Origin of the sequence: Corynebacterium sp. MSK297, from assembly GCF_030232885.1 — a bacterium.
GTDB lineage: Bacteria > Actinomycetota > Actinomycetes > Mycobacteriales > Mycobacteriaceae > Corynebacterium.
Genome location: NZ_JASPGD010000001.1, coordinates 302,937 through 319,812 on the forward strand (window position 1 = coordinate 302,937; position 16,876 = coordinate 319,812).

Here is a 16,876-nt window from a genome sequence, read left to right on the forward strand (position 1 = left end):
GTTTCTCCTAGCTTCTCACTAGTGGCTTGTCACTAGTGCTGCGTCTGTCGACGGACCAACTCGAATGGACGCAGTTTATCCATCCATTCTGCACGGCTTCGTGCTGCAGGCACCATGGTCTGTGCCGGTGCGGCTGCCTGTCCGAGTGCGTGTTGGTAGAGCTTCACCGAAACTTTTCCATTAGTTATTTTTTGCTCATTACGAGTCAACGCGGGCAGCTGGGTGAGCAAACTAGCATCACCGACTCCCAGATAAAACGGAAAGGATGCTGCGAAAGCTTTGCGCCCCAAATAAATGGAGAATTCGGGGTGTGACAAGGCATAATCGAGTTCCTCAGTGTGTGCTGGCGCTGTTGCCTGCACAAGAAACTCAGCATCGGCGAGGTAGGTGCGCTGGGAAATGACGGTGGCGCCTACCCCAGGTTTGTAAGCTAGTTTTTTCGCCGACCGTGTCGGCAGACCTTGGGTGATGGCCAGACGTCGTCGAAAATCCCATTCGTCCTCACGCGAGCCGATGGTGTGAAAATCATCCACGAACTGCGGCGGGTGATCTTCACGGACTCGGAAATCAATCTCACTGAGCCACGCTGGCCACTGCCCGCGCGGTGCGCCTAAAGCCGCGGCCACCAGTCCTTGCAATGCCGATTGCGTCGGTACTGGATTAGTGCGTACTAGGTTGCCAGTTACCGCTGGTTTCGCCCAGGACTGCACGGGCCCGGCTAGCCTGAGGTAGACAGAACTAGTCATCGTAAACCCATTCAGTAACGGTATCGATAAGTTGATCCAGCCCTACTGGTTCCACACCTGGAAGTGCCCCTGCCAGCTCAGGATAAGTACCCGATAACACCTCGACCGGCCCAAAGTTGCTGGCATCGAAGGAACGTGCCCGTTGGTATTGTTCACCCAACGCGTTCACCGTGGATTCCAGGAAGCCGCCGTTTTCCGCGGCCACCACGGGGGATTCAAAATCATAAGCGGTGCGGTATCGCTGTTCTTCGGCGAGAACGAGTGCTGGCAGCGTATAAGGTGCAGTGGAATTTTCTTTACCACGAGGCTGGCCGTAGACAATGCTGCGCACGAGTTCTTTGACGTTGTCGCGCGAGTCGGGATTATCGAACGCTGCCCAGCTCCGGCGTAACTGAGCTTTATCGATGGTCACTGTACGGTAGAAAACCCCACTGGTGTATTGGCTTACTCCCAAGAAGGTAGCACCAGTCTTGTTTTGTTCTTCGTAGCGGTCGTCGACAGTCGAAAAATAGTCTGTGTCGATGCTTGCAGCGTGTGTGGTTACCGCCGGGGATACGCTCAGCGCAGCTTCTGTGTTGTTTTGCGGAGAGTTGGCAAACATACGGCCAAAAGCAGAAATCGCCAGTGAACCAGTCTTGGTGCCGTTGATGAAATCCTGTACTTCTGCCTTTTCAGCGTCTTCCTGAGGGGTGAGAATATCGACCACGGTCTGTGCGGCGGTCTCAATTTCTTCTTGCGATAACCAAATGGAGCGGTTCGATTCTTTATCAGTCGATTCCGCTTTCGTCAGCTTGCCGACGATTGCTTTCGCTTCTTTTGCGACCTTTTTCTCCTCCAACTCTGCATCGATCTGTTTGGCACGTTCGGCGATGGCTTCGCTGAGTTCGCCGGAGCGCACCGACAAATCCAAAGAAGCGGTTTCATAGGCCTTCCGAATTCCGCGCTTGATGGACTGCGAGGAATGAAGAGCGCGCAAGGCATCTCCTTGGTTCACGCGCTTCGGGGTCCCAGTATCGTCACGGTTCAAGTTACTGAACGGGATGGGTGAAATGATGTGCAGGGTCAAGTGATGAGACATAGCGTGTACCTTTCAGAGATTTAAACAGTGTTTTTCGGTGTTTCGCTGGTGCTGTCAGGGATAACAGAAAAATATTCGCGCAACACTTTGCGTCGTATAGCCTGAGATTCTGGACTGAAACCATTGCCCCAGCGCAGCATCGTATGGAAGAGGTCGAAATAATCCAGTACCGGGACATTATTTTTATCTGCAGCCAGTGCCATAATGCGCCCGATATTGGTGATGGCTTCTTCTGCATCAAGTGCATGAAGAAATTGCAAACGCTTGCCGACAGCATCCATTTTGTCGGGATCAAGGGCAAATTTTTGGCCATTGCTGCTGGCAAGTACAGCAGAAACCCGCTGGGCCCACGCACCCAAGCTGTATTGTTTTCCGCGCTGCTTGGATTTTTCTGCGGCCGGAATCTTGTCGTATTCCGCCACTAACGCGAATAAACGGATGAAGGTAGTTTTCTGTTTATCGTTCGTGTCAGCCGGCAGATACGGCAACACGTGTGGGTAGGCGTAGTACTCGGTAAAAGGAGACAACCCACGGCGTAATTCGGCTCGTTTGCGACGCCACTGCGGCTGGTGTATCTCTCGTGCTGCCTGACGTTGCCGCAAAATTGCGCTTAATTCCTTTTGCCACATTTCCGGTTCGCTATGTGGTGGGTATTCGGTCATGATTTCTCCTGTGAAGTATTTCGGTGCTTATTCGATATCCCCCATAAGCGCCGCTGCAGGTTGCTTCGGACAAAAGCAATTCGGGCTGGTTCTTGCAGGGAATGTGGGTTGACTACTTCATCAAAGGCCTCCAACCCCGCTTGCACGCACCGTTCTGTAAGGTTGTCCGGCAGCTCAAACGGAGATGGTTCATCATCACTACTCTGATGGTTTTGATCACTACTCTGATGGTTTTGCCGGATTTCTTGCAAGATATCAACATAGACAGCGCGAATCTTTCGCCAAAAAGCTTGTTCGATATCACCTCGGCGGTCCGCGAGATCGTCGAGATATACCGATGCCGCTGTAGAATTTGGCTTTCGTCCAAATGGTGCCCGGACGGCGGCATTGAGTTGTTGAATATATTTCGCTTGTGTTTGCACATCACGCCGCAACCAAGGATCGATAGCAAAAGCCCACAGGTTTTGGTTGGTCTCAAAAATTTCACTGGCGCGGATATTGGGTGAACTTGCAGTACCTGCGATGTAGTGACGCACGAAGACAACCGGAACTTCGTCCGGAGCGCGATCCAGGACTCGCGGAAGCCGTGGTTCCAATAACGCTCCGGTCTTACCTTCTGCTGCCCACTCGACTGCTAGTTCTGTGCCATCCCGACCAAAATCGAGGCGTTGTACTTTAAGCTGGCCTTGCTCATCGGACATATACAGATAAAACGGATCATCCTGGTTGCGCGTATCCCACCACTGTTTTCGGGTTTCCTTAGTGGTTCCCATTTCGGATTTGCGATACCACTCCTCCGGGATACCTCCCGTGCGAACGCCGTGGAGTTCTTCGCCTTCCCAGTAACAAGCCGGCGCATTCGAACTCCAGGTAGCACTCCACAGTGGATGGGCCATCTGCATCTCGCCCTCATCAACCAGCGATTGTTCACAGGTACGGTCTGCCCAAGCTGGCAAGCCAACACCTACGACCCATTGTCTGGGGATTAATCGTAACAGCGTTGCGAGATCGGATTCGCCTCGGATAAACGCTTCAGTTGCGGTGTAATCCGCCCCCACATAGCGCATCGCTGGTGAACCCATTTGGCATTTATCACCGTCATAGGAATTATTGCCCGCCATCGACATGTGGTGATACGTCACCAGTTCCAGCACCGCTGCCTCCAGCGGCAATGAGCTCGGTGCGCCCACACCGAGGTTCCAGTACGTCTCTGCTTCATCCGGCGGCATGGACGGCGAAAGCTTTTTCACGGGGTGCTGCTGCGGACCCAGAGCCCGCGCGGTATCTTTTGCCCCTTGAGGCGTTTTTGCCGGACGCTGCATAAATGGCTGCCGTTCAGCAAACAAGTCACTTCCCGGTTCCACGTCCTGCAATGCGGCATCGACGGCATGCTCCGGCAAACCAGACTCAAGCAATGCCCCTGAGCGCACCTTCCGGGGTAGGTTGTCAACGTAACGCAGCGCCACTGCCGCAACGGACGCCGCTAGTCGAAGTTGGGCGGTATAACGAAACCCAGCGATGTCTTTATGCAGCGCCCACTCTGTGCGATGGCAATTCAGTAAATACTCACGCAAGCTTGCGTGCGATTCCTGCGTTACAAGAAACCGCACATCCGTTAAGGCGTTTATCCCCATTTCAGAGATCTCATTTCTTCCAGTTTTTCTGTGAAACACTTCAAGCTTTTCTGATAAACATAAGACTAACAGGATCATAGCCTATCATGAAACTATGAACTATAAGTTACAATAAACGTACCCGGATCTTCCTCCGGTATTTACCTCCGCTAACGCGGAGAAGTAAGTTCAAACCATGAACTATAACGAAACACCTCCGCAGACACGGAGAACTCTTTAAGTATAACGCCAGAGCTCGCCACCAAAAAAGGAAAACATGCCAGCCGAAGTTCACCTCTCAAAAATTCCCGCCCATTCCCTCTTAAGACACAACAATGATCATGGTAGACACGCCTGGGACATCAATTCACCAACATTTCGGCACAGAGCTGTCATGTCATTATTTGGCGCACTGTCAGGAAAATCCGTCCGGAAAGATGCCAACATATTATTCCGCCTGGACACACTGCCAGGTCAAGCCCCATTCTTCCTGGTGCAGTCCTCGGTGGCTCCGGAAAATATCGAGAAATTCGACGGTGCCCTCACCAAACACATCACTCTGCCAAAATTACAGCCCGGTACGACGGTCAGTTTCCGGATTACCGTCAATGCCGTTAGGCGCCGCACAGTTGAAAGTAATGGTAAAAAGCGTGTGCAAGTAACCCCTGTTCCCATTGAAATCGACAAAGACAGCAAGGACACAACCGTCGGCTCGCAGAATCTAGAGATGTGGCTGAGCAACAAACTTGCTGGTGCATTAAATGGAGTGGAGATCACGAACCATGTGCGGGAAGTCTTACAAGACGCCCCGCGCGCACAATCCGGAATGACGCTTCAGCTCGACACAATTGATGGCATCGGAATCGTTGAAGACCCCGAAAAACTTGGTACTTTCCTGTTAGAAGGCGTCGGACGCGAAAAAGCCTATGGCTGTGGTTTCTTAACAGTACGGGCGTTGTCATGAGCACACAATCAGGCGACACCATATGGGCTAAGAGGTACGGACTAGATTCCAGTTATCCGCTTATCCGTCATTTGCTGGACACCGCGGCTATCGCAGAACAGTTGTTTTATACCTGGCTTCGCCCAGGGCTGCAGGAGCAAATTACTCAGGCATTGGGTACAGAGGCGCCACGGATCGTCGCGGCGATAGCGGGTATCCACGACATAGGAAAGGCAAATCCGCTTTTCCAAGGCCAGCTAGCCCAATCTGGAGAAACTTGGCAGGCTGTCCGCGAACAGATTGCACGGGAAGAGAACGTAGATTTTCCTCCCGCCGCGCGGAGTAACAGATGGGCAAAACTTACTGCGCTCCGCAGGCACGAGCAGGTCTCTGCTTTATCGCTGTCGGATATCCGTTTAGACGAGCTGACTACTGGTGAGGCCTGGCACATCCTGCCTGCGCTGGGCCACCATGGATTCTTCCGGCTTCCGTTGAGCAATTCGCGGGACCGTAGGCTGGATAGCGCTACCATCGATGATTGCCTGAACTTTCCAGGGTGGAAGGATAAACGGGAGGAAATTTCCGCTCAGTTTTATAACGCTTTAGGCACCGATCGCGACACTTTCCCGGAACAAGCACCAGTTACGGTGGGTTTATTGCTCAGCGGTTTGACTGTTCTTGCGGACCGCCTGGCCTCCCAAACCAATTGGGTACAACGCTCACAAACCGATCTGCAGCAAGCTACCATTCCAGCAGACGACTATGCAGGCTGGTTCGCCGCACAAAAATCGCATGCACCAGCGCATATTAAACAATTTCTCGGCATTTACGAAGGCTGGCCCAGCCAAGCAGCTGCCCAGGACGCTATCCTCGGTCCAGGCCGTGAGCCATACGAGGTGCAGCGGCTAACACGTGACAATGACGCTGGTCTCGTTGCCGTCATGAGTGCAACCGGCAGTGGCAAGACGGAAGCTGCGCTGCTCCGTCATGCTCGGCGCCACGAACGGCTACTGTTTTTACTTCCGACGCAGGCCACCACGAATGCGCTCATGCGACGTGTGCAAAAGGCGTATTCCAGCACCAGCAACGTCGCTTCACTGGCCCATTCACTGGCATCGATCGAAGATTTCTACACAACTCCCGTAACCACATTCGAGGATGCCACGGATCATGCAGAGCCCTCATTGCAGCACAACGAAGGGCTTTTCCCGTCATCTTTTGTTCGTTCCGGCATCTCGCGACTGTTGGCGTCGGTAAGCGTTGCCACCGTCGACCAATGCTTGAAAGCGGGATTACCCATCAAATGGCTGCACCTAGTGCTGCTCGCACTAGCAAATTCCCACGTTGTCATCGACGAGGTGCACACCCTCGATCATTATCAGATGAAATTGTTGGGCCCCGTGCTCGAATGGATGGGGGCAACCAACAGCCGCGTCACTCTACTGACAGCTACTATGCCGCGATGGCAGTTACGCGAAGCATACCGTGCTTATACCGGAACAGATTTCACCGACGATTTCACTTTTCCAGCCATCGCCTCATCAGCTTCGCCAGCGTCATCAACTCCAGTTCGTAGTAAGTCCACACAAAGTTTTTCCAGCCCTGCCTCGAAGGCTCTACTCGAAGTTGAAAATTCCGGTGCCAACAGTACTGTCGCCGAGCACGTGTCGTGGGCACAGCACCAACGCCAGTCCCACCCTGATGCGCGTATCGGGATTATCTGCAACCAAGTCGCCTGGGCACAAGAGGTCGCACGCGAGCTGGCTGCCGACGGGCACGATGTCATTCTTCTACATTCAGCTATGACGGCCGAGCACCGACGCATCAATGCTGAATGCCTGACCCGCAGCTGCGGACCAAATGGCGTCGGCAAAGGGCTCACTGTGGTGGGCACCCAAGCCATTGAAGCTTCTTTAGATATTGATCTGGATATGCTTTCCACCGACCTGTGCCCCTCCCCGTCTTTGCTCCAGCGTCTCGGGCGCTTATGGCGCCATGCAGATGATCATCGCTGGTCTCGAATCCCGAAAACTCCACATAAACTGGTGCGAATCGTCACTATGGATCTCACCAAAGGCGGCGCTCTTCCCTATTACGAGGCAGAGATGGAAAAGACTCTGCACTGGCTGAACAATCATGAGGAAATTTGTTTCCCCGATGATTGTCAACCGTTCGTCGAAGCCGCCACCGTGAGCATGAAAAACCTAGAAAGCGCAGACGCCACTGCTGCCGAGTACGAGCAAAACGCTGCCCACCTTTTACAACGCTCGAAAGGCAAACAGCGATCGTACTCAATGTCGCAGCTTCTGGATACGGAGCAATGGCTGGATGATTTGTCCCGACAGTTGCGCGCGGAGGAAGGCATGCTTAGCCCAGATGCGGATGAATTACGCACCCGAGATATTGAAGAAGAATCTGTGCAAGTGATCATCGGAAGCAGTGATTCCCAATTACCTGGGGCATGGTCTGGCACCCCAGAAGAGTTATTGAGCGTCGATGGATTCGATAAAACTGCCATCAGGCAAGCGATGAAAGGCTCGATGCCTATTCGTTCTCGTAAATTTGCGCAGATTAGTGAGCATTCGACTTCGCTTGCAGGGGCAAAAACGATTCTTAGCCGTTACGTGTTTGTGCCTGCTGACGGGCTTTACGACGCCTTCCTGGGATTTATCGGCCCCCAGCCGGAGGCATAACATGGCGTATTCGGAGCAAGCGCTCACATTTGCGCAAATTCCCGCTGACCATCAAATCCGTTTGGAAGACCGCGTCAGTTTTCTGTATTTGGAATATTGCCTCATCCGACAAAACCGCACTGGTGTCATAGCGTATTCGCAAGATAATGAGAATAAGCGTGAACAGGCTATTCAGATACCAGTCTCTGGAATCGCGGTATTACAGCTAGGGCCTGGTACTAGCATTTCCGCGGCGGCGATGACCTCGTGTACTCGTGCAGGTGCCACTGTACTTTTCACTGGCGGCGGAGGGATCCCGTCGTATAGCTATTCTGTCCCCTTGACGCAGTCGGCCCGCTGGGCAATCGCACAAGCTAAGCTTGTATCTTCAGAAACGAATCAGCGGAAAGCGGCTGTGTATCTTTATCGTAAGCAGCTTGGTCTTGAACTTGACCCCGAAGAATCCAGCATTAAGGTGATGCGTGGCATCGAGGGACGCATGATGAAAATGAAATACCAAGAACAAGCTCGCAAATATGGCATCAAGAATTTCCGGCGCCGCACCGATGCTGAAGATCCTGTTAATCAGGGTCTTAACCTCGCCAACTCTCTGCTTTATGGTTGCGCTGTGGCAGCGTGTAATGCCATCGGAGTTAATCCTGCTCTGGGTGTGATTCACCGCGGTAATATTCGTTCTTTGTTGTTTGATCTTGCGGATCTTTATAAACCGCAGCTATCAATTCCCGCAGCGTTTGCTGCTGCACAGGAAGACAACCCTACTGAGGCACTACGCCGTCGTGTCAGAACGGAAATTCACCAAAATCAAGTTCTCAAAGAGATGTTGTCTACGCTCATGCATATTCTGGAGCCGCACTTGCCCGCTCGCGATGACGACCGGTTAGTAGCAGGGCGCGGTGACGAGGTTTCGGGACATACTCAATATGGAAAAGATGAATAAGTGTTTTTAGTATTGACTTCTACCTATCTTCCTGACCATTTGCGAGGATATTTGAGCAGATTCCTTATTGAGGTTGATTCCGGTGTTTATGTCGGCAATATCTCCCGCAGGGTACGCGACAATATTTGGAAGCGTTGTGCCGAAGCAATAGATCGCGGCAGCTTAACCATGATCAATAGCGATTCCAGTAGAGAGCAAGGATTCGCTGTGAACACTCTTGGTCCACAGCGCAAAAATATAATAGACTTGGACGGCATGTTGTTACCCGCGACCTTATCGGCTGTAGCGTCGCAAAACGACGCTGACCGTTAAAGTTTTCGCAGGTAACGCAGTCTCTTCTCCGCGCATGCGGAGGTAATTCCTGTTCAAAGCTTTCGTCTGCCAACTGAATTACCTCTTCTCCGCGCATGCGGAGGTAATTCCGGATATCTTGAGTTGCGGATGTGTGAAAATTGCTCTTCTCCGCGCATGCGGAGGTAATTCCCAGCACAGCTGTTTGAACACGGGGGTCGGCAGCTCTTCTCCGCGCATGCGGAGGTAATTCCATCCCTAGCCCCAGCCGATACATACCCGCTGCCTCTTCTCCGCGCATGCGGAGGTAATTCCACAGTAGACCTGAATGGTTTACGGCTTGACAACTCTTCTCCGCGCATGCGGAGGTAATTCCTGTGAGTTCTATGGAATTGAGCAGGACTTAAACTCTTCTCCGCGCATGCGGAGGTAATTCCGGATAAAGACATGAAACTAATCCATGAACTCGCTCTTCTCCGCGCATGCGGAGGTAATTCCAGAACGTAAGCCTTGAGGCCAAAGAGTTCAACCTCTTCTCCGCGCATGCGGAGGTAATTCCGCGTAGGCCCGGCACCAGCCAGCACCGGCAACCTCTTCTCCGCGCATGCGGAGGTAATTCCACGGGTGCAGCCACATCAGTGACAAGCCGTAACTCTTCTCCGCGCATGCGGAGGTAATTCCCAGCGGTTGCGCCGTGGGTGAAGCGTGACAAACTCTTCTCCGCGCATGCGGAGGTAATTCCAGTTTGAGATGCCGTATGATGCAGATCGGTGTGCTCTTCTCCGCGCATGCGGAGGTAATTCCTTAGCGCGTAATTGCTTGGCCGCCTCGGGGTCCTCTTCTCCGCGCATGCGGAGGTAATTCCTTCGGCTGCACAGGCTGAGAACCAGCACCACCCTCTTCTCCGCGCATGCGGAGGTAATTCCTGCTTTTGGTGTACGTAAAGTCACTTACCCAGCTCTTCTCCGCGCATGCGGAGGTAATTCCGAAGCCTACTATGAAGTATCCAATCACGGACGCTCTTCTCCGCGCATGCGGAGGTAATTCCCGATACTGCGTTGGTTCGCCCACTGATTCCCCCTCTTCTCCGCGCATGCGGAGGTAATTCCAAGAAACGTACCAAGTCCACCCCGGCGCCGGTCTCTTCTCCGCGCATGCGGAGGTAATTCCGGAAAGCAATCCAATCTTCTTGACTTTCTGGTCTCTTCTCCGCGCATGCGGAGGTAATTCCCAGCGCCAACCGCAACGCATTGCTCGGCAATGCTCTTCTCCGCGCATGCGGAGGTAATTCCGCCGACACGCCCGATGAGGTTGACGCGCTCAACTCTTCTCCGCGCATGCGGAGGTAATTCCTACGCCGCGGTAACCGGGCGCGTGCACCCTCACTCTTCTCCGCGCATGCGGAGGTAATTCCAAGGTACCGGCGGTGCTCAAGGTCACGGTTGACTCTTCTCCGCGCATGCGGAGGTAATTCCGGGACGGTGTCAGGAATCGCCGCCGAAATGGGCTCTTCTCCGCGCATGCGGAGGTAATTCCGAGTTTCACTGTGGGCACTTTTGAGTCGGTGCCTCTTCTCCGCGCATGCGGAGGTAATTCCCAGAGCTGGTTTGTGCGTCGTAAGGATACTATCTCTTCTCCGCGCATGCGGAGGTAATTCCGGCTGCGAGGAATTCATAGCCGTATTTCATGGCTCTTCTCCGCGCATGCGGAGGTAATTCCAAGCGCATAATCAGCACCCGGCGCGGCCAATCCTCTTCTCCGCGCATGCGGAGGTAATTCCAAAAACACTTTCTTGCCCTTCGGCTTCGACGGCTCTTCTCCGCGCATGCGGAGGTAATTCCACGGTGGTTTTGGCAGACCTCGCGTCCACCCACTCTTCTCCGCGCATGCGGAGGTAATTCCCTGTGGAGCGGGCGCACTGTTGGCAGCTTTCCCTCTTCTCCGCGCATGCGGAGGTAATTCCCCTTTTTAATCACCATGATGATCGTGGAGATCCTCTTCTCCGCGCATGCGGAGGTAATTCCTCTCACTGCAGCTGTCACTGTTACTGCAACAGCTCTTCTCCGCGCATGCGGAGGTAATTCCTCGTGATCCAATTCCGGGGGATCGACCCCATCCTCTTCTCCGCGCATGCGGAGGTAATTCCTGGGAGGAAAAGTGACAACACTTAAGACCACCCTCTTCTCCGCGCATGCGGAGGTAATTCCCTCGGTAAGCAACGCGCTGCGGAACCAATCGTCTCTTCTCCGCGCATGCGGAGGTAATTCCTGGAACCCACAACCCAACGACCCGTGGAACAGCTCTTCTCCGCGCATGCGGAGGTAATTCCCCATCTTTGAGGGCAATATCGAGTATCTGTGCCTCTTCTCCGCGCATGCGGAGGTAATTCCTCTCACTGCAGCTGTCACTGTTACTGCAACAGCTCTTCTCCGCGCATGCGGAGGTAATTCCGCGTCTATTCCGTCCTCGGTTACGCGTGTAAGCTCTTCTCCGCGCATGCGGAGGTAATTCCGTTTTCGCCTATCTGGATAAGTATGATCTGCCCTCTTCTCCGCGCATGCGGAGGTAATTCCTCTAATGAGGGGCACGAAATCTGGAACACCCCCTCTTCTCCGCGCATGCGGAGGTAATTCCCCATATTTGACCCACGCAGATCATCCAGCTTCCTCTTCTCCGCGCATGCGGAGGTAATTCCAACGGATACCTAGGGGCATACGGCAAGCCCGCCTCTTCTCCGCGCATGCGGAGGTAATTCCGGTTGATCATACCGTCGGCGGTTTTAATATCGCTCTTCTCCGCGCATGCGGAGGTAATTCCAAGCAGGAAGCCGCGCGTATGTACTTGCGTAGCTCTTCTCCGCGCATGCGGAGGTAATTCCTGGGCCCTTTCTTGCATTACCCTGATTTGCCGCTCTTCTCCGCGCATGCGGAGGTAATTCCGACCCAAGCCAATCAATCCCAGCCTCCAACAGTTCTTCTCCGCGCACGCGGAGAACTAATACCTGTGTTTGCAGCTTGTCAAATGCTTCCTTAAGTGTCTCGACATACTCTTGGGTCTCCTCGGAACTGCTGCCACGGAGTATTGAGACATCAACTCCAAATTCATGAGCACTCTGGACTCGTTTTCCCACAGCTGAAGCTTGTGGTTTTCCGAGGTTGTCTTCGGAACGATGATGATCGGGCCGGGTTAGTGGTGAATCTTGCGAGTTAAGCGCTCACCTTTTGCTACTTAACCCGGTGTGTCGGCTCCACCATTTTGTCCCGGAAGCTTTCTAACTCCGTGTCCACGCACTGGGAAAGCGATTTTAACTCTGTCTCTTCTCCCCTCATGCAAAGCCACCTCTAGCGTTGGAGCTCGAGCACGCCAGGACGCGCGACGCCGAATGACACCCACAATTCAGTGACCCCCAATCAGATCATCACCCAAGTGATACAAACCATATAAAAATTAAGAATGGCAACCCTGACCATCAATTAACCTAAGTTATATGAACACTCGTCTTTCATTACGCACAACATCAATTTCCGCCGCCCTGCTCACGCTCGCCCTCGGAGCCAGCACGCTTGCTCCCGATACTTTTGAGACCACTCCTCAGGCCCACGCCGCCACCCCAGTGATCCCGGACGACCTACCTATTTTCCCGAAAGTTACCGAAAATCCACAGGTATCCGTGACTTTCGAAGACGGTACCCCCGTCGAAGGCGCGACCGTCCACCGCGGCGACGTGCTCCTCGTGCATGGCACCGGATTCTCCCCCGAGGCTAACCAAGGCGGCTTCCCCCTCCCCGTCCCGCCGGGCGTACCCAATGGCCTCTACGCCCTATACGGAGCGTTCCCCGCACACTGGAAGCCCAGCGAGGGCGCAGATCCAGCTACCCGCACGCACCCACATGACCGCATGGCCTGGGTCATGCCCGAAGGCACTCTGGAACGCATTCCGTCAGGTGTTATCGACATGCGCCGCTCCATCGCACGGCAAGAACAACCAATGAATGCCGACGGCTCTTTCACCGCCCGCATTGTGGTAGACCCGCCGGAAACCACCCCAGGCGATAACTGGGGCGTATATGTTTACCCAGGCGCGGGCTCTATCAACGCAGCCGAGGAATTCTACATTCCCCTGAACTATTCATCCGAACCTGGCCCAAACACCCCTGCACCACCCCAACCTGATCTTCTTCTCAACGCCGACCTTGCCTTCCGTTTCGCGGAGATCACCAAGGGCGGGGTAAACGCCAAAAATGGAGCATCTAAGGTAGATGCAAACCGCGTAGCATTCACCCGAGATGCGGCCGCAGAAAACGGTGATGGCGTGCGCAAATACAAAGGCACCGTGATCACCACCGCACGATTTACCCTGGCGGAAGTCGCGGTGGCCGATCCGTGGCTCATACCGCAACCAGACGGCAGCTACCTGATTACGGGGCTGATCTCACGCTCCTACAACGTAGGTGCCGACGAGATGGTGCGCGTGCCACTCGGGCTGATCACTGCCAACCAGGCCGCACATCAGGTACGTGGCTAGTACTGGCTCACACGTTCGCGGAACCTGAAAAGCTCACCCAGCGTGCAAAAACTTAACTGGGTGGGTTTTCGCCCCAACGGGGGGACGTATTCGCCATCATAGATTCCTCATATCGGTTCTAGGTAGTGGTGTATCTGGTTTTCAAATCGCTACATTGAAAATCCATTTTCTGCACCAAACGAGTAAGCGAGATATAACGCTTTTGCCAAATCCATTCATCCTGATGCTCAGCAAAAATCACACCAACAAGCCTGATAGCAGCCCCCTGATGCAGTTGATTCTGTGGTAGCAACTTGCATGCCTAGCAATTCGCTAGGTAGTCACCAGCGTTGACACCGGCGGCAACAAGCACACTGGTTGTGAGCACCCGGTCGCCAGTTCGAGTTCTTTGGCCATGTCTGATGCTGGTACTGGAGACTTCAACGAATTCGTAATCCCAAGGATTGCTGTTGATATATATCTACGCAAGGTTTATCGCGGGCTACTAATACACCACGCTAACGGAAGCAACCCACACCGAAACAATCCTGTGCAAGGGATCCATCTCAGCTGCCCTACCCTCGAGGTGGACAACCTACCCCCTTTACAGGGGTAGACTGAATTGTCATTTTTAGCTTTCCTTACAGGTAAAAAGCGTTTCCCAGGCATCGGCGACAAATTTTCTAAGGAAAGATAGCCACAGCTATTGAAGAGCTATGACAAAAAGCTTAATGTAGGCTGCGTCTTCATAAATAATTTCTTGTCTTCTTAACAACCACAAGGACGGTCTTCTGGTGATTTCAAAGGGCCTGAAACTTGTCGCGCCGCTTGCCATAGCGACACTTCTCACACCCGCGGCACATGCACACAATATTCCCCCGATGCCACAGGCGTACCCCATTACTAACCTCTATAAAAGCTGCAGCGCCGCCGGAGATAACACCGAACGCGAATGGAGATTCGCTGAAACAGGCCGTCGCTACATGAACGATGGCACACTGCAATTCAAAAACACCACCGACCAAGAAGTGCCGTACACGGCCGAGGTAGAAACCGGCACCAACCACGAAATTGATGCCAATTCCAAGGCCAAATTACCCTCCGGCTGGGACACCACCGCCAAATCCGATATTGGCCTAAAAATGACCAATGGCTGGCGAGACAAAGAAACCTTCGGGCCTATCAAACTCAAGCCCGGTGAATCCTTCCGTGTGGAATACGGCGTGATTGAAAAGGATTTTATTTCCATGTTCGTCGGCTGCAATGACGGCCGTCTCGAAAATATTCCCGGTGCCAACGTCATCCGTGGTAAAGGCCCTGCAGAACGCTACGCCTTTGCCTACATCATTAAGGCCGATGGATCCGTATCGGACCTAGCCATGGAAATTCCATCTCGTTCCGGCAGCACTAATTCTAAACCTATCGAAGGAAACTACACTGCGGTTTCCGGACCCAGCTTGGAAAAGATTGCTGACCCCGACAAAGACGAAATCATGCAACCAGCCGCCGAATTCCAACGCGATGCTGCTTGGCCCAAAGAAGGCGAAAACTGCGAAGCGAACGATAACTCCTGGTACCCGTTGGATATCACGGCGGTCACGCCCACCTTCCGCAAGCCCGGCTATTCGACCGACTTCCTCAACTGGTCCCAGGGCGACTACGAATTTGCACCCGTAACGGACTTCGTAGTCGGTGCTCAGCACGATCCGTATACCAATTGGCGGGGAAATAGGGGCGACATTCCACAGGGCTGGCTTGAGTCCGTCGGCGCCATAAAGCGTGCCTATATGCCGGTCGGTACTGAACTCAAGCACGTAAATCTTGAACCCGGAGAACGCGTTCGCGTAGAGTACGGCACCACCATGACCCGCATCAACTATCGTGAGTTGCACTGCGGAAAATCCGGTAAGTACGACTTAACCTCGAACTACAAGCAGACCACCGCGCCGAGCGGTTTCTGGGCAGAAGCCGTAATCACTTCCAAAGACGGCAGCACCCGCACGGTAGACGTCACGCCTGACGAGTACCGCGAGCTCCCCGTTCCCACCCAAACCATCTACTAACTACTTTCTAGGAGTATCTCTAATGCGCTTTTCTAAGATTGCATCTACCACCGCGGCTTTGGCCGTTGCCACAGGCGTCCTTGTAGCCCCAGCAGCCAACGCATTGCCGCAGCGTGACCTGGGCCCAGCAAATCCCACCACCATCGGTGAGCGCTGCGCTAACCCTGGCGATACTGGCCAGACCGTTGATATTAAGCGCACCTATTTCGACGGTTCCGCAGGCACCTGGACAGTTTCCAACTACAACGATGAGCCGCTTCCAGTAACCCGTTCCATCAGGGAAACTAAGACCAAGACCTGGAACGTTTCTGCTGGTATAGACTTCAAGTTGTTGGATCTCATTAACTTCACGTTCTCCTCCAGCTACACTTCAAGCCAGACCTATGAGGTAGGCGAGCAGGTAGGCCCATACGATATCGCTCCGGGCAAGACCGCTGTGCTGAAGGCTGGCTGGGTAGTTTCTGATTTCGAGGGGCAAAAGACCGTCTGCGGTTCTGACCACACCTGGCAGGCAAATGGCGGTACATTTACCGCAACTCTGCCCAAGGAACGCCACGTCGCGATCTCCACGCGAGATAACAACGATTGGGGTTAGACGTTGAAGGCAAAGACCATCGCTAGTGCGATCGTAGCGCTGAGTCTGGTGATCATCCCCGTAGCCCACGCCTCTGACTTCGGCGGAGACTTTGAACTGCCTCAGCGCTGGAACGACGACTATACGCCTGGAACGCATTGCGCAACGCCAGGAGAGAACTCCACCTATGTCACCGCGAAGCGCCGGTGGTTCAAACAGACCGATGCCGCCAGCGTGGCAAACCATACTGCTGAACCAGTGCCGGTCAAACACACCGTCTCCAAAGCTCGAACGGAAACCACTGAGGTTTCTGCTTCCGTGCGTGGAGAAGGCGATCTAGCCAAGATTCTCACTAAGACCTATGGCTTCAATTACGTAAACGAACAGCATTGGAAGATTAACCAGGTAGTTGGGCCGTATACACTGCCTGCTAAGTCCAAAGGTAAGTTAGTATGGGGCTTCACCATGCTGGATACTGACGGCCAAGATGTACGCTGTAACCGTGATCAAGTATGGGAAACAGTAGGTAAGCCATACTCTGCCACCGTTCCTGAGGCTCGTTATTCCGAGCTACGTTTAGAGGACGCTCCGGACTGGAGTTAATCCTCAGCAATTCTCAGAATATGAGCCCAGTTCCCCTGTAAAAGCGGAGCTGGGCTCTTTTTGGGTGCATGCACTCTTTTAGGAATGCATCCCTCAAGTACACGCCCCTGCAACTAAAGCGTCCTGGGTTTAGTTCCTCTCCCAACCTGCCTGCCACAGCCTACTGGTT

The 16,876-nt window shown here is 53.6% G+C and carries 12 protein-coding genes and 1 CRISPR repeat array; of the genes, 8 read left to right on the forward strand and 4 right to left on the reverse strand.

The window, feature by feature from the left end; genetic code table 11:
- Positions 1 to 32: 32 nt before the first annotated feature.
- From cas5e to QP888_RS01420, 4 genes are read right to left on the reverse strand one after another with little or no spacing between them, the layout of a single operon-like run.
- Positions 33 to 746, reverse strand: a complete 714-nt coding sequence (cas5e, locus tag QP888_RS01405; protein WP_284811670.1) for a type I-E CRISPR-associated protein Cas5/CasD — start codon at positions 744 to 746, stop codon at positions 33 to 35.
- Positions 739 to 1,824, reverse strand: a complete 1,086-nt coding sequence (cas7e, locus tag QP888_RS01410; RefSeq protein ID WP_284811673.1) for a type I-E CRISPR-associated protein Cas7/Cse4/CasC — start codon at positions 1,822 to 1,824, stop codon at positions 739 to 741. The genes cas5e and cas7e overlap by 8 nt, the downstream gene beginning before the upstream one ends.
- A 20-nt stretch (positions 1,825 to 1,844) precedes the next feature.
- Positions 1,845 to 2,486 (reverse strand): type I-E CRISPR-associated protein Cse2/CasB, encoded by a 642-nt coding sequence (locus QP888_RS01415; RefSeq protein WP_284811675.1) that lies wholly within the window; start codon positions 2,484 to 2,486, stop codon positions 1,845 to 1,847.
- On the reverse strand, positions 2,483 to 4,060 hold the full coding sequence (locus QP888_RS01420; protein WP_502869068.1) for a type I-E CRISPR-associated protein Cse1/CasA: 1,578 nt from the start codon (positions 4,058 to 4,060) through the stop codon (positions 2,483 to 2,485). The genes QP888_RS01415 and QP888_RS01420 overlap by 4 nt, the downstream gene beginning before the upstream one ends.
- Before the next feature lie 316 nt (positions 4,061 to 4,376).
- Here QP888_RS01420 and QP888_RS01425 point away from each other — a divergent pair, with 316 nt between their 5' ends.
- From QP888_RS01425 to QP888_RS01460, 8 genes are all read left to right on the forward strand, one after another.
- A complete protein-coding gene (locus QP888_RS01425) occupies positions 4,377 to 5,063 on the forward strand; it encodes a type I-E CRISPR-associated protein Cas6/Cse3/CasE (RefSeq protein WP_284811678.1) in 687 nt (228 codons plus the stop codon).
- Positions 5,060 to 7,735: a CRISPR-associated helicase Cas3' gene (gene cas3 / locus QP888_RS01430; RefSeq protein WP_284811680.1), complete on the forward strand. Its 2,676-nt coding sequence runs from the start codon at positions 5,060 to 5,062 to the stop codon at positions 7,733 to 7,735. Before QP888_RS01425 ends, cas3 begins: the two co-directional genes overlap by 4 nt.
- A 1-nt stretch (position 7,736) precedes the next feature.
- Complete coding sequence (gene cas1e / locus QP888_RS01435; RefSeq protein ID WP_284811681.1) at positions 7,737 to 8,672, forward strand: type I-E CRISPR-associated endonuclease Cas1e; 936 nt, start codon at positions 7,737 to 7,739, stop codon at positions 8,670 to 8,672.
- Positions 8,673 to 8,984 carry a type I-E CRISPR-associated endoribonuclease Cas2e gene (gene cas2e / locus QP888_RS01440; RefSeq protein ID WP_272722830.1) on the forward strand — a complete coding sequence of 104 codons (312 nt, stop codon included), beginning with the start codon at positions 8,673 to 8,675 and terminating at the stop codon, positions 8,982 to 8,984. It begins immediately after the preceding gene.
- Positions 8,985 to 9,005: 21 nt separating this feature from the next.
- Positions 9,006 to 11,902: direct repeats of the CRISPR family, unit length 29 nt; unit sequence CTCTTCTCCGCGCATGCGGAGGTAATTCC.
- 548 nt (positions 11,903 to 12,450) lie between these two features.
- The gene (locus tag QP888_RS01445; protein ID WP_284811682.1) at positions 12,451 to 13,488 is read left to right on the forward strand and encodes an HtaA protein; all 1,038 of its coding nucleotides are present in this window, start codon (positions 12,451 to 12,453) and stop codon (positions 13,486 to 13,488) included.
- A gap of 773 nt (positions 13,489 to 14,261) precedes the next feature.
- On the forward strand, positions 14,262 to 15,530 hold the full coding sequence (locus tag QP888_RS01450) for a hypothetical protein (protein WP_284811683.1): 1,269 nt from the start codon (positions 14,262 to 14,264) through the stop codon (positions 15,528 to 15,530).
- 22 nt (positions 15,531 to 15,552) lie between these two features.
- Entirely contained in the window at positions 15,553 to 16,125 is a 573-nt protein-coding gene (locus QP888_RS01455; RefSeq protein ID WP_284811684.1) for a hypothetical protein, read from the forward strand.
- A 3-nt stretch (positions 16,126 to 16,128) separates the two neighbouring features.
- A complete protein-coding gene (locus tag QP888_RS01460; protein WP_284811685.1) occupies positions 16,129 to 16,707 on the forward strand; it encodes a hypothetical protein in 579 nt (192 codons plus the stop codon).
- Positions 16,708 to 16,876 lie beyond the last annotated feature (169 nt).